This is a genomic window from Acinetobacter sp. XS-4 (assembly GCF_023920705.1).
Classification (GTDB): domain Bacteria; phylum Pseudomonadota; class Gammaproteobacteria; order Pseudomonadales; family Moraxellaceae; genus Acinetobacter.
On sequence record NZ_CP094657.1, the window covers coordinates 3,804,752 to 3,823,313 of the forward strand.

18 protein-coding genes and 3 tRNA genes are annotated in these 18,562 nt (G+C 41.1%); 8 read left to right on the forward strand and 13 right to left on the reverse strand.

What is annotated here, in order from left to right; all coding sequences use genetic code 11:
* The first annotated feature begins 2 nt into the window (after window positions 1-2).
* Complete coding sequence (locus tag MMY79_RS17620) at window positions 3-407, forward strand: Na+/H+ antiporter subunit G (protein ID WP_005301841.1); 405 nt, start codon at window positions 3-5, stop codon at window positions 405-407.
* Window positions 408-461: 54 nt separating this feature from the next.
* Here MMY79_RS17620 and MMY79_RS17625 read toward each other — a convergent pair whose 3' ends face one another.
* The 9 genes from MMY79_RS17625 to tpiA form a co-directional block, all read right to left on the reverse strand.
* Complete coding sequence (locus MMY79_RS17625; RefSeq protein WP_005301838.1) at window positions 462-863, reverse strand: ribosome-binding factor A; 402 nt, start codon at window positions 861-863, stop codon at window positions 462-464.
* The gene (gene infB, locus MMY79_RS17630) at window positions 863-3,562 is read right to left on the reverse strand and encodes a translation initiation factor IF-2 (protein ID WP_252610616.1); all 2,700 of its coding nucleotides are present in this window, start codon (window positions 3,560-3,562) and stop codon (window positions 863-865) included. Before infB ends, MMY79_RS17625 begins: the two co-directional genes overlap by 1 nt.
* Before the next feature lie 10 nt (window positions 3,563-3,572).
* Window positions 3,573-5,057, reverse strand: coding sequence for a transcription termination factor NusA (gene nusA / locus MMY79_RS17635; RefSeq protein WP_252610618.1), 1,485 nt, complete (start codon window positions 5,055-5,057; stop codon window positions 3,573-3,575).
* A 36-nt stretch (window positions 5,058-5,093) separates the two neighbouring features.
* On the reverse strand, window positions 5,094-5,618 hold the full coding sequence (rimP, locus tag MMY79_RS17640) for a ribosome maturation factor RimP (RefSeq protein ID WP_252610620.1): 525 nt from the start codon (window positions 5,616-5,618) through the stop codon (window positions 5,094-5,096).
* 215 nt (window positions 5,619-5,833) lie between these two features.
* Window positions 5,834-5,910, reverse strand: a tRNA-Met gene (locus MMY79_RS17645).
* 88 nt (window positions 5,911-5,998) lie between these two features.
* Window positions 5,999-6,075: transfer RNA gene (locus MMY79_RS17650), tRNA-Met, on the reverse strand.
* Window positions 6,076-6,116: 41 nt separating this feature from the next.
* Window positions 6,117-6,201: transfer RNA gene (locus tag MMY79_RS17655), tRNA-Leu, on the reverse strand.
* A 56-nt stretch (window positions 6,202-6,257) separates the two neighbouring features.
* Complete coding sequence (gene secG, locus MMY79_RS17660) at window positions 6,258-6,587, reverse strand: preprotein translocase subunit SecG (protein ID WP_252610622.1); 330 nt, start codon at window positions 6,585-6,587, stop codon at window positions 6,258-6,260.
* Window positions 6,588-6,599: 12 nt separating this feature from the next.
* Window positions 6,600-7,394 carry a triose-phosphate isomerase gene (tpiA, locus tag MMY79_RS17665; protein ID WP_252610624.1) on the reverse strand — a complete coding sequence of 265 codons (795 nt, stop codon included), beginning with the start codon at window positions 7,392-7,394 and terminating at the stop codon, window positions 6,600-6,602.
* A gap of 291 nt (window positions 7,395-7,685) precedes the next feature.
* Here tpiA and pilB point away from each other — a divergent pair, with 291 nt between their 5' ends.
* Genes pilB through coaE form a run of 4 tightly spaced genes read left to right on the forward strand, consistent with a single transcriptional unit; the run spans window position 7,686 to window position 12,110 of the window.
* On the forward strand, window positions 7,686-9,398 hold the full coding sequence (gene pilB / locus MMY79_RS17670; RefSeq protein WP_252610626.1) for a type IV-A pilus assembly ATPase PilB: 1,713 nt from the start codon (window positions 7,686-7,688) through the stop codon (window positions 9,396-9,398).
* Between the two features lie 27 nt (window positions 9,399-9,425).
* The gene (locus MMY79_RS17675; RefSeq protein WP_252610628.1) at window positions 9,426-10,652 is read left to right on the forward strand and encodes a type II secretion system F family protein; all 1,227 of its coding nucleotides are present in this window, start codon (window positions 9,426-9,428) and stop codon (window positions 10,650-10,652) included.
* A complete protein-coding gene (locus MMY79_RS19430) occupies window positions 10,652-11,512 on the forward strand; it encodes an A24 family peptidase (protein ID WP_289781518.1) in 861 nt (286 codons plus the stop codon). Before MMY79_RS17675 ends, MMY79_RS19430 begins: the two co-directional genes overlap by 1 nt.
* A 1-nt stretch (window position 11,513) precedes the next feature.
* Window positions 11,514-12,110: a dephospho-CoA kinase gene (gene coaE, locus MMY79_RS17690; RefSeq protein ID WP_252610630.1), complete on the forward strand. Its 597-nt coding sequence runs from the start codon at window positions 11,514-11,516 to the stop codon at window positions 12,108-12,110.
* Here the strand turns inward: coaE and MMY79_RS17695 are convergent.
* The 4 genes from MMY79_RS17695 to MMY79_RS17710 form a co-directional block, all read right to left on the reverse strand.
* Complete coding sequence (locus tag MMY79_RS17695) at window positions 12,107-13,021, reverse strand: DMT family transporter (protein WP_252610632.1); 915 nt, start codon at window positions 13,019-13,021, stop codon at window positions 12,107-12,109. The two genes, coaE and MMY79_RS17695, sit on opposite strands and share 4 nt — an antisense overlap.
* A 35-nt stretch (window positions 13,022-13,056) precedes the next feature.
* Entirely contained in the window at window positions 13,057-13,806 is a 750-nt protein-coding gene (gene rlmB, locus MMY79_RS17700) for a 23S rRNA (guanosine(2251)-2'-O)-methyltransferase RlmB (protein WP_005037200.1), read from the reverse strand.
* 102 nt (window positions 13,807-13,908) lie between these two features.
* Window positions 13,909-14,235, reverse strand: a complete 327-nt coding sequence (locus tag MMY79_RS17705; protein WP_252610634.1) for a pyrimidine/purine nucleoside phosphorylase — start codon at window positions 14,233-14,235, stop codon at window positions 13,909-13,911.
* Between the two features lie 76 nt (window positions 14,236-14,311).
* Window positions 14,312-15,622, reverse strand: a complete 1,311-nt coding sequence (locus MMY79_RS17710; RefSeq protein ID WP_252610636.1) for a tetratricopeptide repeat protein — start codon at window positions 15,620-15,622, stop codon at window positions 14,312-14,314.
* A gap of 114 nt (window positions 15,623-15,736) precedes the next feature.
* Here MMY79_RS17710 and recN point away from each other — a divergent pair, with 114 nt between their 5' ends.
* The 3 genes from recN (at window position 15,737) to ruvX (ending at window position 18,524) form a co-directional block, all read left to right on the forward strand.
* Window positions 15,737-17,404 carry a DNA repair protein RecN gene (recN, locus tag MMY79_RS17715; protein WP_252610638.1) on the forward strand — a complete coding sequence of 556 codons (1,668 nt, stop codon included), beginning with the start codon at window positions 15,737-15,739 and terminating at the stop codon, window positions 17,402-17,404.
* Between the two features lie 125 nt (window positions 17,405-17,529).
* Complete coding sequence (locus MMY79_RS17720; protein WP_016139447.1) at window positions 17,530-18,084, forward strand: YqgE/AlgH family protein; 555 nt, start codon at window positions 17,530-17,532, stop codon at window positions 18,082-18,084.
* Window positions 18,084-18,524 carry a Holliday junction resolvase RuvX gene (ruvX, locus tag MMY79_RS17725; protein ID WP_002115066.1) on the forward strand — a complete coding sequence of 147 codons (441 nt, stop codon included), beginning with the start codon at window positions 18,084-18,086 and terminating at the stop codon, window positions 18,522-18,524. Before MMY79_RS17720 ends, ruvX begins: the two co-directional genes overlap by 1 nt.
* The last annotated feature ends 38 nt before the right edge of the window (window positions 18,525-18,562 follow it).

An 18,562-nucleotide genomic window follows, 5' to 3' on the forward strand; every position in this document is an offset into this window, starting at 1 on the left:
AAATGCAGTTCGTAATGGAAATTATTGTTTCGGTCTTTTTGGTTTTTGGCGCTTTCTTTATGTTAGTCGGCTCGATTGGTATGGTCCGCTTACCCGACTTATTCATGCGCTTACACGCACCCACAAAATCGAGCACGTTAGGATTAGGCAGTTTTTTGATTGCGTCTATGATCTTTTTTGCTTTTCAAGGCCGCTTTGGTTTTGCCGAGCTACTGATCACACTTTTAGCTTTTATTACCGCACCGGTTTCAGCAAATTTAATTGCTCAAGCTGCGCTACATTTACGTTTGCGCTCACTGAGTGGAGAAGTTCCTGAGTCAATTGAACGCCCCTTGCCATGGGACCGTTATAAAATTGGCCAGCGTTTCTCGCAAAATAAACCGCCTATGGATCCTCCTAAAGATTAGGAAAAAGCCCAACAATAAAAAAGCCACCCGAAGGTGGCTTTTTTATTTTTAATATTACTGTTCTTCGTCTGAATCGCGTTTCGGTAAATCATTTACCGCTTTTTCGATCAAACCAAACATATAGTTACCATAAGCATTCGTCTTATCATAATGAAAACGCAATCTTGGCGTAATACGTGTCTTGATACGACGGCTCAATTCATGACGCAAGAAACCAGAAGCTTTATTTAATACATCTAAAGTTTCTTTATTTGCTGCTTCACTTTGCTCATCGCCAAGCTCACGTCCCATTACGGTGACATAAACTTCAGCATAACCCATGTCTGCACTGACTTTCACCGCAGAGATGGTCACCAGACCACCTAAGCGAGGATCTTTAAGCTCTTGACGAATCAGCTCAGACAACTCGCGTTGAACTGAATCCGCCATGCGCTTTAAGCGTTGGCTACCCGCCATTAAAGACTCCGTTTAATCAATTGAACATCATAGACTTCAATTTTATCTTTCACTTTGATGTCTTTATAACCTTTCACCGCAAGACCACATTCCATACCGGCACGAACTTCTTCAACCACTTCTTTATAGCGACGAAGAGATTCAAGCTCACCTTGGAACACAACCACGTCATCACGTAATACGCGAATCGGTTTATTACGATGCAATACACCTTCAAGTACCATACAGCCTGCTGCTGCACCAAACTTACTTGAGTGGAATACTTCACGTACTTCAGCAACACCCAAGATAGTTTCACGATGTTCAGGAGCAAGTTTACCGCTCATAGCATCTTTCACATCATCAATTAATTCATAGATGATGCTGTAGTAACGAATATCGATACCGTCTTGGTCACTTCTCTGACGAGCAGTCGTATCAGCACGAACGTTAAAGCCTAACAATACAGCTTCTGAAGATTCAGCAAGAATCACATCAGACTCAGTAATCGCGCCAACACCCGAACTAATTACACGAACTTTTACTTCATCAGTAGATAATTCATGTAAAGCTGCATTCAATGCTTCTAAAGTACCACGTACGTCTGTTCTTAAAACAACGTTCACTGTAGGAACATCTTTTTTGCCCATTGACGACATGATATTTTCAAGACGCATTGCGCTTTGACGATCAATACGTTTTTGACGTTCACGGTCAGCACGAGCATCAGCAACTTCACGCGCTTTCTTCTCGTCATTTACAACAAGAACTTCATCACCTGCCATTGGAGCATCTGGAAGACCCAGAATTTCTACTGGAATAGATGGTCCTGCTGATTTAATCGGCTTACCATTTTCATCAGACATTGCACGGACACGACCATATGATGAACCTGCAAGAACGAGGTCACCAATGTTTAATGTACCGTTTTGAACAAGAATAGAAGTTACTGCACCACGGCCTTTATCAACACGTGCTTCAATAACAACACCTTGTGCAGCACCTTCAGCAGATGCTTTTAATTCCATCAATTCTGATTGAATAAGAATTAAATCAAGGAGTTCATCAATACCTTGTCCACTGTGTGCAGAAACCTTAGCAATCGGAACATCACCACCCCATTCTTCTGGAACGATTTGTTTCGTTGTTAATTCATTTAACACACGGTCTGGATCAGCAGATTCTTTATCCATTTTGTTGATTGCAACAATAATTGGAGTACCTGCTGCACGCGCATGGTCAATTGCTTCTGCAGTTTGTGGCATTACACCGTCATCTGCTGCAACAACCAATACAACGATATCCGTTGCTTTAGCACCACGTGCACGCATTGAAGTAAATGCAGCATGTCCCGGTGTATCAAGGAATGTAATGATTCCTTTGTCTGTTTCAACGTGATATGCACCAATATGCTGGGTAATACCACCTGCTTCGCCTGCCGCCACTTTCGAACGACGGATACGGTCAAGCAACGATGTTTTACCATGGTCAACGTGACCCATAATGGTAACAACTGGCGGACGAGTCGTTTGCTCACCACGTGCTTCTTCAGCCGCTTCAAGCAAGTTATCTTCCGCTTGAGTATCAGAAACTAAAACAGGGTTATGGCCCATTTCTTCAACAACAAGTGCTGCTGTATCTTGATCAATAGCTTGTTCCTGATTAACCAATTCACCCATTTTCATAAGTGTTTTGATAACTTCACGTACTTTAATCGCCATTTTTTGAGCAAGATCGGCAACAACAATGCTTGAACCGATTTCTACATCATAAACTTGCTTTTTAACTGGTTTTTCAAATCCATGCTTATTAGCTTGGCTTGATTTTAAACCACGTTTGTTATGGTTAACAAAGCTTTGCTCTTCTTGACCACGACGACCACCTTTTTTACCCGCACGAGGGTTAGTGGTTGCGCCACCGCGTTTAATTTCACGGTCTTCTTGCTTAAATGAATCTTCATAAGCTTGGCCAACTAAACCAGAAGCAAGTGGAGAATCATCAATCACACGAATTGTCGTAGTAGCTTCGTCACTTGAATACTTAGACGCCATTTTGCGCATCTGTTCAAGTGTACGTTGCTGAGCTTCTTCAGCCGCTTTACGACGCGCAGCTTCTTCAGTCGCTTTTAACTGAGCTGTTTGTGCTTCACGTGCTTTCTTTTGCTCTAATGTTTCTGCTGGTTTTGGTGCAGGTTTTACTGTACCACCACCACGTCTTTTCACTACTACAGCAGCTTTAGGAGCTGTCTGCGCAGCGCTATCTTGTTGATGAGCAGCACGCATAGCATCTAAAGTTGCTTTTGCTTTTTGCTCTGTTTGAAGACGCGCGTTTTGCTGTGCAGTGTCACGCGTTTGTTGTTCTACACGTGTTTTAGCTTCAGCTTCTGCACGTGCTTTAGCTTCAGCTGCAATTTGTTCAGGGTTTGGTTTAGCAAAAACCTGCTTTTTACGTACTTCTACGTTAATTGTTTTTGCTTTACCTGAAGTACTTGCAACTTTAGCGGTACTGGTTGTTTTACGTTTCAACGCAATTTTTCCTGTGTTACCACTTTCCTGACCATGCACTTTTTTCAAATGATTGACTAAAGTATCCTGTTGTTCAGTGGTAATAATATCGTCTGCTGTACGTTGAGGCAAACCTGCTTCACGAGCCTGTTCTAGGAGCTTCTCAACAGGACGTTCTACACTGAGAGCTAACTCTTTAATCGACTTGTCCGTCATATTTCATCTCCTAGTTAAACCATGATTCGCGAGCTTTCATGATCAATTGACCTGCTTTTTCATGATCAAGTCCTTCAATATCAGAGATATCGTCAGTAGCCTGATCTGCCAAATCATCGACAGTAATAATACCGCGAGCGGCAAGCGAGTAAGCGATCTCAGAAGTCATGCCTTCCATTGTTAGAAGGTCTGCGCTCGGTTCTTGAATATTTTCTTGCTGTTTCAAAGCATCAGTAAGTGCTGCTTCTTTTGCACGACTTTGCAATAACTCAACCAATTCAGCATCAAGCTCAATTTCGTCAAAAGTTTCAGCTGGAACATAAGCAATCTCTTCTAAAGAGGTAAAGCCCATTTCTACCAATGCCATTGCTAAATCTTCTTCAATATCGAGACGTGATACAAACATGTCAAGATATTGCTGAGCTTCATTTTGCTGACGAGCACGATACTCTTCTTCAAGCATCATGTCGAGTTTGTAGCCAGTTAAATCAGAAGCCAAGCGAACATTTTGACCTTGTGAGCCAATCGCACGAGCCAATTGATCGCTGGTTGCAAAAATAATATCGGCACTTCTTGCATCTTCATCAAGCACGATGCCTGAAACATCAGCTGGTTCTAATGCACTTGCAATGTACTGAGCTGGATCATCAGACCAGACCACTACATCAATACGTTCACCGTTTAACTCTTGTTGTACTGCTTGAATACGCGTACCACGCATACCAATACATGCACCCACAGGGTCAATACGATGATCATTTGTTTTAACTGCAATTTTAGCACGAACGCCTGGTTGACGTGCCGCTGCTTTAATTTCAATAATTTCTTCAGAAATCTCAGGAATTTCTTTTTTCATTAAAGCAATTAGCATTTCCGGCTTAGCGCGTGATAACAACAACTGAGCACCACGACCTTCACGGTTCACATTGTATAAAATAGCGTTCATACGTTGTTTCGGACGAAGAATTTCTTTAGGAATCATTTCTTCGCGCGCAAGATAAGCTTCAGCGTTGTCGCCTAAATCGATAATAAAGCCATCTTTAGTTTGTTTTTTCACTTCACCGTAAATTAACTCACCAACTTTAGACTCGTATGCATCAGCAATTAAAGCACGCTCAGCTTCACGAATTTTTTGTACGATAACTTGTTTTGCAATTTGTGCAGCGATACGACCAAACTCAATAGATTCTACTTCGAGTTCACGTACATCACCAATTGACCATTTAGATGGGTCAAGATCAGAAATCGCATCTTGGCAAGCTGGCATTTCATGATCTTCATCTGCCACGACAGTCCATTGACGGAACGTACTGTAATCACCAGTTTTACGATCAATTTCTACACGAAGCTGAGCTTCTTCAGCATGCGTACCTTCGTAAAATCTTTTCTTCGTTGCAGCAACTAGAGCTTGTTCTAAAGCCTCGAAGATCGCTTCACGACTAACACCTTTTTCATTACTAACCGTTTCAACAACGGTAAGAATTTCGCGGCCCATAAGTCACCTACCGATTTCTTATAAAATTTAATAAATTTAATCTTGATAGATCAAGTTTGCTTTATCGATATTGTTGCTGTCGATCTCAAGCACGTGCTTCCCATCAACTTCAACCTGAATTTCTTCATTTTCAAGGTCTACTGAGATAAGTTTTGCTTGAAATTTACGACGGTTTTCTACTGCTGCAATCAAACGCAAAGCAATTTGTTGTCCAATGTAGCCTTGTAACTGTTCTAGTTGAAAAAACGGACGATCCCAGCCCGGTGAAGAAACTTCTAATGAATACTCACCTGAAATTGGATCATGAACATCCAGCATTGCGCCAACTTGTTGCGTTACACGCACACAATCTTGTACACCAATACCACGGCCTTGTTCTACTTCGCCATCTTCATTAAGCACAGGCTCAGCATCTTCACTTACCGCTTTGTCGATATAAATACGTAATAATGAACGTTTGCCTTGTGGGATGAACTCGATTCCCCAAAGGTCGACACCACATGCTTGTACTGCAGGAACAATTAAGTCATGCAATGCTTGGGATTTATTTGATAATTTCATTTACTCTCGTCATTCTCGTGCGATTCAATCGGTTGTTTTAACCGACACAGACCTACTATAGTGAAGCATGACTATTTGACCAATTGATGTCGAAACTACACGATAGCGATACGATAACCAATAAAAAAGGGCGTTAATCGCCCCTATGTAGCACAGAAAACAATAATCCACTGTGCAAAAAGGCCCACTTGTCTGTGAGCCTCTTTTAAGAAACTTGGTAGCGGGAGCTGGATTTGAACCAACGACCTTCGGGTTATGAGCCCGACGAGCTACCAGACTGCTCCATCCCGCATCAACGTGCAAAAATTATATACAAGTATCAAATAAAGTCAATGTAAACTTTCTAGATACTGTCTGATTAAGTTGCACCTTAATCAAATTGGTAGCGGGAGCTGGATTTGAACCAACGACCTTCGGGTTATGAGCCCGACGAGCTACCAGACTGCTCCATCCCGCAACAAAAACAAACCACTTGCACTCAACTTTCTGGTTAAAAGCTGGTGCGGAAGGGGGGACTTGAACCCCCACGCCCGAAGGCACTACCACCTCAAGGTAGCGTGTCTACCAATTCCACCACCACCGCAGCTTGTGGGACGCATTCTAGTGCTTCCAACCACAAAAGGAAAGCCCTATTTCGAATTATTGACTCGTTTTTGGTGCAGTTGGTGAAGTTTCAGGCAATGTAGCTGGTGTTGGCGCAGTAGTTTGTACAGTTTTCAAACTATAAGCCTCTGTAGTTTGCTTTTTCGCAAAAACAGCTAAGGTTAAACTAGTCACAAAAAACAAAGCTGTTAAAACAGCAGTAAGGCGAGTAAGGAAATTAGCTGAACCCGATGCACCAAATACAGTTGCTGCTCCACCGCCACCAAAAGAGGCACCAGCATCCGCACCTTTACCGTGTTGCACTAGAATCAAGCCAATCATCAGTACCGCTAAAATAATATGTACGATCAGTACAAAAGAGTGCATACCCTATCCTCGTTATTTACTTTGTGCAAAGGCTTGTACGATTTGATAAAAAGATGCTGCATTTAATGAAGCACCTCCGACCAACGCGCCATTAATATCTGGACATGCTGCCAACTCGACTGCATTTTCAGCTTTTACACTACCGCCATATAAAATCGCAATGTCTGGACCCGCAGAGGTAATCTGACTTAAACCTTCACGGATTTTAGCATGCATTGCCTGTGCATCTTGTGGTGAAGCAGTTTTACCTGTACCAATTGCCCAGATTGGCTCATAAGCAATTACAATTTGCTTTTGCCATTGCTCTGCGGTCACGATAGGAGCTATATCACAGATTTGTTGCAATACAACCTGCTCTGCTAAATCTTGCTCACGCTGTTCGAGACTTTCCCCCACACAATAAATGACAGTTAAGCCTGCATTTAAAGAGTTTTGGAGTTTAGCCTTCAAAATTTCAACGTTATCGCCTAGTAAATCACGGCGTTCAGAGTGACCCACCAATACAAAATTAATTTGGCTATCTTTTAATAATTCTGCACTGACTTCACCCGTATAGGCGCCTGTACCTGCTACACGCGATACATCTTGTGCAACTGTATATACTGTTTTTGCAGCATCTTGCAATTGTGTTTGTACCATTGCAAGTGCAATAGAAACTGGAGCAACTCCGACATGGCAGCTTTCATCTGCAATTTCGTTTTGTTGCAATAGTTGTTTAAATTCTTCTATAAGTTGTTTGGCATTGGCACGCATTGGGTTCATTTTCCAGTTGCCAACTACCCAAGGCGTAATCGTCGAACCCGACATACGGCTCACCTTTCATCAAAAATGCAGCACATTCTACACGCATTTCTACAAATTTCAGATACTTTTCTTTAACAGGATTGCTCATATCTTTTCTACTATTTGAAAACAGTAATAAAACTTTATTGAGTTAACAGCTCTGCCTTTTAAAAATTAATGAATAAAAACTTCGACTGGTTCAAGCTTTGATAATCGGATCAAGACAAGAGCATCATTTTCTCAGGTAGTAATTTTAGATAACAAAAGTATAATTTTTTATATACCAATTATAAACATATGAGCACAGGTAGGCAGATGTCAGTCATACATACATCTCCAAAATTTTCGGGGTTTTTTCGACGATTAGTCGAAGAAAAACATGTGTCGGCAGCGACCATGCAAGCAGCATTAGATGCAGCAAAAAGAGCTAAACAGGATACAGTTGCGTACCTGATTGAAGAGGTTCATCTCTCCCCTTCTTTATTAGCTGAAACAATTTCTATTGAATTTGCTGAACCATATTTTGATCTGGATGTTTACGATACCAGCCAGATTCCTAAAGATTTGGTCGATCAGAAACTGATTTTAAAACATCGGGTCTTGCCTCTCGTACAAAGAGGACAGATTTTATATGTTGCAACCAGTAACCCCAGCAATATAGAAGCTATTGATGCTATTCGCTTCAACAGCAAGCTTATGGTTGAACCCGTTATTGTCGAGCACCATAAACTTGAGAAAATTCTGACGCAGCAATTTACTGAAGAAAGTAGTTTCGAGTTTAGCGATGAAGAATTTGATCTTGATGTAGATCTTGATACCTCAACCGCTCCAGAAGAGGATGAGGATACTCCACAAGGCGATGAAGCACCTATTGTTAAATATGTTAACAAGTTATTAATAGATGCGATTCGTATGGGAGCTTCTGATTTACATTTCGAACCCTATGAAAAATCCTATCGGGTCCGCTATCGGGTGGATGGCGTTTTGCGTCAAATTGCAAATCCACCTCTGCAACTGGCGAATCGTTTGGCTTCACGCTTGAAAGTAATGTCTCAAATGGACATTTCCGAAAAGCGTGTTCCTCAAGATGGTCGTATCAAACTCAAGCTATCGAAATCTAAAGCAATTGATTTTCGTGTGAACTCTCTTCCGACCTTATTTGGTGAGAAGCTAGTTCTACGTATTCTCGATCCATCGAGTGCCATGCTGGGAATTGATGCTTTAGGATATGAAGAAGAGCAAAAAGCGCTTTTCATGGAAGCATTAGATAAGCCTCAAGGTATGCTTTTAATTACTGGCCCAACAGGTTCTGGTAAAACAGTATCTTTATATACGGGCCTCAATATTTTAAATACTGAAAGTTCCAATATTTCTACTGCCGAAGATCCAGTCGAAATTAACCTTGAAGGCATTAATCAGGTTAACGTGAACCCTAAGGTAGGTCTGACTTTTTCAGCTGCACTTAAGTCATTTTTACGTCAGGACCCTGACATTATTATGGTCGGTGAGATTCGTGATTTAGAAACAGCTGAAATCGCGATTAAAGCTGCTCAGACAGGTCATATGGTGATGTCTACACTACATACCAACAGTGCCCCTGAAACACTGACTCGTCTACGCAATATGGGGGTTCCGTCTTTCAATATTGCGACATCGGTCAATCTGGTTATTGCTCAGCGTTTGGCACGTCGGTTATGTCCACAATGTAAAGTGCCTACTGATGTCCCTAAACAAAGCCTATTAGAAATGGGTTTTACCGAACAAGATCTAGCTAATCCCGATTTTCAAGTTTTTCAACCAGTCGGTTGTCCAGAATGTCGTGAGGGTTACAAAGGTCGAGTTGGTATTTATGAAGTAATGAAAGTCACACCTGAGATTTCCAAGATTATTATGGAAGATGGCAATGCTTTAGAAATCGCTGCTGCTTCTGAAAAATTGGGGTTTAGTAATCTACGTCGCTCAGGTTTAAAGAAAGTTATGCAAGGTGTTACTTCTTTACAAGAAGTCAACCGCGTGACCAGTGAATAAAAGACAATTTAAAATAAGGATAATGTCATGACTGTCAAGAAGGCACAATTGATGCCGACTTTTGCTTATGAAGGGGTTGACCGTAAAGGCGTAAAAATTAAGGGAGAGCTTCCGGCTAAAAATATGGCTTTAGCCAAAGTCACCCTACGCAAACAAGGTGTAACTGTCCGTAATATTCGGGAAAAGCGTAAAAATATTCTTGAAGGTATATTCAAGAAAAAGGTATCGACGCTCGATATTACGATCTTCACCCGACAACTTGCAACCATGATGAAAGCTGGTGTTCCACTGGTACAAGGCTTTGAAATTGTAGCTGAAGGTTTAGAAAACCCAGCTATGCGCGAAGTGGTACTCGGCATTAAAGGTGAAGTTGAAGGTGGTAGTACTTTTGCCTCAGCTTTAAGAAAGTATCCTCAGCACTTCGACAAACTGTTTTGCTCTCTTGTAGAGTCTGGCGAACAGTCTGGTGCGCTTGAAACCATGCTGGACCGCGTGGCAATTTACAAGGAAAAAAGTGAATTGCTTAAGCAGAAAATTAAGAAAGCTATGAAATATCCAGCAACGGTTATTGTGGTTGCTGTGGTTGTTACTATTATTTTGATGGTTAAAGTAGTTCCCGTCTTCCAAGACCTATTTTCTTCATTTGGTGCAGATTTGCCTGCCTTTACGCAAATGGTCGTAAATATGTCGAAATGGATGCAGGAATACTGGTTCATTCTGATTATTGTGATCGGTGCAATCATTGCCGCATTTCTAGAAGCTAAAAAGCGTAGTAAAAAATTCCGTGATGGTTTAGACAAACTTGCCCTGAAACTACCTATCTTTGGTGATCTGGTTTATAAGGCGATTATTGCCCGCTATAGCCGTACTTTAGCAACCACTTTTGCAGCAGGTGTCCCACTCATTGATGCACTTGAATCAACTGCTGGTGCAACCAACAATGTCATTTACGAACAAGCTGTAATGAAAATTCGTGAAGATGTTGCTACCGGTCAACAACTCCAATTTGCGATGCGCGTTTCAAATCGTTTTCCATCTATGGCTATACAAATGGTCGCAATTGGTGAAGAATCTGGTGCACTAGACAGTATGCTCGATAAAGTTGCAACGTACTATGAAAATGAAGTTGATAATGCCGTTGATGGCTTAACTTCAATGATGGAACCTTTAATTATGGCAATTTTAGGGGTACTTGTAGGCGGTCTGGTGATTGCTATGTATCTTCCAATTTTCCAAATGGGTTCAGTTGTATAATGCAAGAAATCATTGCTTATTTTATTCAAAACTTAACTGCACTTTATATTGCAGTTGCATTATTGAGCCTGTGTATTGGTAGCTTTCTTAATGTGGTGATTTATCGCACCCCCAAAATGATGGAACAAGATTGGCAGCAAGAATGTCAAATGCTACTCGATCCTGAGCAACCCATTATTGATCATGAAAAACTGACATTAAGTAAGCCTGCTTCATCATGCCCAGAGTGCCATCAACCCATCCGTTGGTATCAAAATATTCCTGTTATCAGTTGGTTGGTTTTAAAAGGTAAATGTGGTCATTGCCAGCATCCTATTAGCATTCGTTATCCAGCGATTGAACTATTAACAATGGTATGTTCACTGATTGTGGTCATGGTATTTGGCCCAACCATACAAATGCTGTTGGGGCTAGTCCTGACCTGGGTCCTGATTGCCCTCACCTTTATAGACTTTGATACTCAGCTGCTACCCGACCGTTTTACCCTACCTTTAGCTGCGCTTGGTTTAGGCATTAACACCTTTAATATTTACACCTCACCCACTTCAGCCATTTGGGGTTATCTCATTGGTTTTTTATGTCTTTGGATTGTGTATTACTTATTTAAAGTGATTACAGGCAAAGAAGGCATGGGCTACGGCGACTTTAAATTGCTTGCCGCATTAGGCGCGTGGATGGGGCCATTGATGCTGCCATTAATTGTGTTATTGTCATCTTTACTAGGTGCAATTATTGGCATCATTTTATTAAAATTACGCAATGATAATCAGCCCTTTGCCTTTGGGCCCTACATTGCCATTGCGGGTTGGGTTGCCTTTTTATGGGGTGACCAGATTATGAAAATCTATTTGGGAGGTTAAGATGGCTTTTATTCTGGGAGTCACAGGTGGAATTGGTAGCGGAAAATCTGCTGCAACACAATGGTTTGAGTCCCAAGGAATACAAGTCGTCGATGCCGATATTGTTGCTCGCGAAGTGGTCGAAAAAGGCCAACCTGCCCTTCAAAAAATCCAAAAAACTTTTGGAGACTGGGTACTTCAAGCAGACGGAAGTTTAGACCGCCGTGCCCTACGCGAGCATATTTTTCAAAACCCTGAAGCAAGACAAACACTTGAGCAAATTACGCATCCAGCCATTCGTCAATCTATTATTCAACAATTACAAAATCCGCGTAGTGCCTACGTGATTTTGGTTTCCCCATTACTTTTTGAAACCAACCAGCATCAACTGGTTAATCACACATTATTAGTTGATGCGAGTGAACAAACTCAAATTCAGCGTGCCAGCCAGCGCGATGGGCAAAACCAAGAACAAATTCAGAAAATTATTGCAGCGCAAATGCCACGCGAGCGTAAACGCCAACTTGCCAATGACATTGTGTTTAATGATGGATTACTCGAACATTTACATCAACAATTAGAGCCGTTACATCAAAGTTATTTGAAGCGCACAAATTAATTTGGTTTATTTTGCTGTTTAATTTTTTGTGCCAAGCTATCTGGTCGAAACCACCGCCAAGGTTGTAAGGCACCTACTCCCATACCAATCAGGCCCACAATAATCGATGGGCTTAATGACTCACCAAGTAAAGGTACAGCCAATATTGCAGCAATAAACGGCGCCAAAGTCACAATACTTCCAGTCTTAAAAGCACCTAAACGCTGAATCGCAGCTACATAAGTCAAAGTGGCAATAATAACGACAAATACGCCATGAAAAATGCCTTGTATCGCTAAATGAACAGGACTAACTTCCATGAAGTGTTTAGGCAAAAATAAAAGATAGATCGGCAAATAAATAATCGCAGACCAAATCGCAACACTTGCCATTGAGTGCCATGCAGACAATTTCCACTGTTTAAGTAACACAGTGAAAATACCCCACCAAATTGCACTAATAAAAAGGAGTAAATCACCTATTCCAAAAGCAGAGGCATTACCTTGCAGCATCAAAGCGCTCATAAGGGCCAAAGCCGCGATCATGATTGCGAGACTAGCCCATGTATGTTTATCAAATGGCTGCCTAAATAAAATGTATGCTGCAAATGCAGTACAAATTGGAATACAGCCATTTAAGAAAATTGCAGCGTGCGCAGCTGGAGCATAGAGAAAAGCGGTATAGACGGTAAGACAATAAATGACTCCGCCAATCAAAGCTAAAATAACCGCATGCTTACTCCATAAAAAAGCGAGATCTTTTTTATAGATTAAAATAGGCATTAAAATTAGGAAAGCTATAGCGAAGCGTAGTGCAGCAATATCCCAAGCACTGATGTGCCACTGTGCATTTAAACGGGCAAAAAGCGTAAACCCGCCCCAAATGCACATGGTCACCAATACAAAGAAATAACCTTGCTTACGGGGAGACATATCAAGATGACTTAAAAACTAGAAAGGCAGCTAAATTATACCTCAGAACGCTGGCGGCAAGCTTCATAAAGTGCCATACCCGTCGCTACACTGACATTTAGGCTTTGCAGATTTCCTGACATCGGAATATAAACTTTATGATCACACTGCGCCTGTGTAATAGGACGCAAACCAGTATCTTCGGCTCCCATCACAATCACAACTGGACCAGAAAAATCGCATTTTTGCAGTGGTAATGCGCTTTCATCAAGCATGGTACCAATCACGCGCACATGCGTTGTTTCTTTGAGATGAGCTAATGTACGAGCTAAATTTGTGACTTGAATGAATTTAACTTTCTCGGCTCCACCCGCTGCAACTTTACGAGCAGTTGGCGTTAAACTTGCCGCACGATCACGAGGAACAATAACTGCTTGGACACCCATCGCAGCGGCAGTACGGATACAAGCCCCTAGATTATGTGGGTCTGTCACCTGATCTAATGCCAACAACAAGGCATCTGGAGTTTCACTTAAGATTTGATCAAGATCTTGCTCATTCAAGACAGGATGTGGGCGCACTGCGGCTACCACGCCTTGATGAAATGGTAAACCTGCAAGTTTTTCAAGACTATCGCGGCTTGCTTTTTGTACACTGATTCCAAAAGGCTCTGCCAATTGCAAAATCTTTTGCAAACGCTGATCATCCCGACCTTTTAAAGTAAACAGGGTTAGCACACGCTCTGGCTCAAGTTCTAGCAATGACTCCACTGAATGAACGCCATAATAATATTCCTGTTTTGCCATGCATGACCTCTAACAACGTTTGAGCAAAAAAATAAAAATCCTGCAAAGCCAACTTCACAGGATTTCTTTGGGCATAGTGTACCCGATTTGGGCAGGAATTTCTTAGCCTTCTAAATGGCACACATAATCGAGTACTTCATCAGTTTCGATTTTAAAAAGACTGTTGCCTGGCACGTAAAATGATTGGCCCGCACGGAACAACTCACTTTCATTGCTATCTGCAATTGTTACGCGACATTCACCTGAAATAATTTCCATACGCTCAGGAACATGCGTTTCAAAAGTTAAAGGTTGCTCAGTCGGCAAAATAACACCTAGTGTTTTTTTCGTTCCATCTTCAAATTGCACGGTATGGCTGATACATGCTCCACCAAAATAAACGTTTGATTTTTTGATGACCGTTACATGATCAAATTGGTTTGTACTCATGCACATTCTCCAGATAATGCCATATTTATATAAATTATGATGAATGTAGTTTAATTGTGCCTAAATAACTAATCAATCAGTTTTCATACGGATAGACTTGTAATTTCCACTGCTGTGCCTGAATTTTTTTGGCAAAAGCATGAGGTAAGTTAATCTCAATATTTCGACTACTCGACACAATTGCATCGTATCTGCAAACTTCGACCTGGTTTTCATCTAGAAGTACCCAACTCACTCTTTGTGCTGTTGGATGGGCGACTGCTGTGGTCACTATAGGTAAACCGTCATTCATTCCTACATGAAAATTTTCACTGTCGTTTTGCATTAACGCCAGATCATAAGCTGGAAAATCGCTAGCATCTGAATCGAATTGCTGGCTATCGTGTATAAGCACACTCTGTTTTAAAGTCGGCCAAATACAGTAGCGTAAATAATGCTGATCCATCACCCGATTATCCAGATAACGTCCGGTGGCAACATAATCTCTGATATGTGCTTCAATATTATGAAAAATCCCTATACTTCCACCCCACATTCCAGCCAAAATTAACTCAGTATGAGAATAATTATCTCGCATTAAATGAAACCATTTATCACTCTTGAGCCATGCATCTACAGCCACCTTTTCACGGTACGACACAATAGAGTCGGCATCACGTATCAAAAAACGCTTAACTGTTGGATCATCCATCACAAAAAAACGCCAGAACAACCCTGATAACTGCTTTTGAGAGTCCGTCACCTGTACCACTTGCGCGCCCTTCTCTTTTAAGCGCTTTTGTACAAGTACTGGTACAGTATCATCGACATAAAATCGACACGTCCATTCTGGATAAATCTGTTTAGCTAGCTGAGTATTTAAAATAGAGGTTTCACAATAACGCGGGTTGGCTCCAAACAAAGAGAAAGCAATAATATTTTCTTGAGGATTTAAACTAAACTCAGGGGGTGCATGATTTGGAATCGGTAAAACAGGTTCACTCTTAACAAGTTCTTTTTTTGTTGTAATTGCCAAGCGTCCAAATTTGATTGTTTCTTCTTTTTTATTTAAATGATGGCAAACTTCTGTGAGCCCGTCATATAAGTTCGTATTTACGTTAGTTCCACTTACCTGAATCGCTTGTAAATAGTGTTGATAGGCATCGGTATAACGACCTAGGCGTAGTTCGGTATAAGCCAAGTCTGATAAAGCTCCTGAATGCTTAGGAACTAAACTAACAGCTTGTTTAACATGTTGATAAGCTTTGGCATAATTGCCTTGCGCTGCCGCTTGTTTAAATGCATTAAAATGTTGACTTAAAATTTTATTCATTTCCGCAGGATTGCTTTTTTTATGACGATTGACCATCCCTATGGGTGCTTTCGGTAAGCTTAATGTTTTTTTCATTGTAAATATCCGCAATCTTGCTGTTCTATAATTTCAGTTAGAATAATAGATCACTTGTAGCAAATTCAAAACTTCTCTATCTTTAACCCATAATTTGGCGCGTTGGATGCGTTTATGCTCACACATTTAACTTTAATTAATTTTGCATTAGCTGATCATTTAGCTATTGATATAGAACAGGGATTTAATGTTCTAACAGGCGAAACAGGTGCCGGAAAATCATTATTACTGGATGCACTTTCTGCTTGTCTAGGGGATCGTACAGATACAAATTATGTCCGTTATGGTTCGGACAAAGCAGATATTACCGCTGTTTTTACCTATCAAAATAATAGTCCTGAAGCAAAATGGCTCCAAGACCACGAACTAGATGATGATTCTGGGGAAATTCATTTACGTCGTGTTATTTTTGCAACCGGACGTAGTAAAGCATGGGTGAATGGCCGACCGAGCAGTCTATCTGAACTCAAAGAATTAGGGCGTTTGCTTGTTCAATTGTATAGTCAGCACAGCCAGCAGCAGCTTCTTGAACCACCTTATCCAAAGCATTGGCTAGACCGATATAACAATTTTTATGTTGAAGCGAATGATGTACGTGAAGCCTATAGCTCATGGCAACGCACTATTCGTTTGCACCAAGCAGCCCTAGATGCACAAGCAACTCGCCTACAACGAATTGGTACTTTAGAGCATCAAATTGAAGAACTCGAAGAGGTCATTCAGACCGACTATAAAGAAATTGAACAAGAATTTGATCGACTTAGTCATCATGAACATATCATGCAAGACTGTAGCTTTAGCTTAAATGTTTTAGATGAAGCTGAGCAGAATATTACTCAAGAAATATCTTCGATTATTCGCAGATTAGAGTCTCACGCGGGACGCAGCGAACAACTTTCCGAGATTTATAATTCTTTACTGAATGCTCAAAGTGAAATCGATGATGCAACGGCAAACTTGCGTCAATTTATTGATCGTCAAAGTTTTGATCCCGAGCGAATGGAAGAACTCAATTCTAAACTTGAGGTTTTTCATCGTCTGGCACGCAAATACCGAACTCAACCGGAAACACTTAAAGAAGAATATGAAGGTTGGCAACGTGAGCTTGAGCAATTGCATCAACTTGAAGACCCAGAAACACTGGCAGAGCAAGTTGAAAAATCACATGAGGAGTTTTTAGAAAAAGCTCAGCATTTAGACAATATTCGTCGTGAAGCTGCCTCTCCGCTTGCTAAACAATTAACTGAACAAGTGAAACCTTTAGCGTTACCAGAGGCACACTTCGAATTTAAGTTTGAACCATTAGAACAACCGGGTGCAGAAGGTTTAAGCTTTATTCAACTTTTATTTACTGCCAACAAAGGTATCCCTCCACAACCATTGGCACGAGTGGCCTCAGGTGGTGAGCTTTCTCGTATTGCACTCGTCATGCAAGTCATGAATGCTGAAAAAACTGAATCCGAAGTTCTGGTGTTTGATGAAATTGATGTCGGGATTAGTGGCGGCACCGCAGAAGTTGTAGGCCGTTTACTTGCTGACCTGGCACAACATGTCCAACTCTTATGTATTACTCACCAAGCACAAGTTGCTGCACAGTCTGATCAGCATTTATTAGTGAAAAAACAACAAACTGACCCAGCCAGCAGTACAATTGTAGAACTTGATGAAAATCAAATCATTTCTGAGTTAGCTCGCATGTCAGGCGGTGTTGAAATTAATGAAACAACCTTGCAGCACGCAAAACAATTACGTCAACTTAAATTTCAGGCTTCTTCAAATTAATAAAGAAAATGAGAGAAAAAGATTGGCGAAATCCGATTAACTCTTGTATGTTGATAAAAAGAACCTATATAGATAAAAGGGTCGAGAGGCCCTCTAGTGACATTTTTTGAGGGAGAACCGCTTAGGTGACCAAACAATATCTGACTCACCGTTGTCTGATTGCCCCGCCAGAAATGGCAGATGACTTTTTCGCAAACACTGTAATTTATCTTGCCCGTCATGATGAAGAAGGTGCTCAAGGCATTATTATTAATCGTCCTTCTGGTATTCAAATTAAAGAATTACTCCATGACCTCGACATTGAAGCAGACAATGTAAATCCACATGCGGTTTTACAAGGTGGCCCTTTACGTCCCGAAGCTGGATTTGTTCTTCATACTGGACAACCAACATGGCATTCATCTATTGCTGTAGGTGAAAATGTTTGTATTACCACCAGTAAAGATATTCTTGATGCGATTGCTCATAATGAAGGTGTAGGTCGATATCAGATCGCTCTCGGCTATGCGAGCTGGAGCAAAAATCAGTTAGAAGACGAAATTACACGCGGTGACTGGCTCATTTGTGACGCTGATATGGATCTAATTTTTAACCTGCCTTATGACGATCGTTGGGATGCAGCTTATAAAAAAATTGGTGTAGATCGTGCGTGGCTTGCATCTGAAATCGGACACGCTTAATGACCGAGACACAATCAAAATCGATTATGGCTTTTGACTTTGGTACTCAAAAAATGGGAATGGCGATTGGCCAGTCTTCAATTGAAAGTGCCAATCCTCTCCCTCTATTTGTCATGAAAGATGGTATTCCAAACTGGGATCAGCTCTTAAAAATTGTGAAAGAATGGCAACCCGATTTATTTTTGGTTGGGCTGCCGTTAAATATGGATGATAGCGAGTCTGAGCTCTCTACACGTGCCCGCAAATTTGCGAGACGTTTACGTCATCAAACCAACATAGAAACGTTAATGGTAGATGAGCGTTTAACTACACGTGAAGCACGAGAAGAGCTAGGTTTTTACCAAGAACAAGGTCGAGCAAAAAAGCTCTCGGCAGATAGTTTTGCTGCTGCACTACTCATTCAGAGTTGGTATCGAAATCCAGTTGGATTAACACCATAAAACAAAAAAGCATATAATTAAAACTACATGCTTTTTTA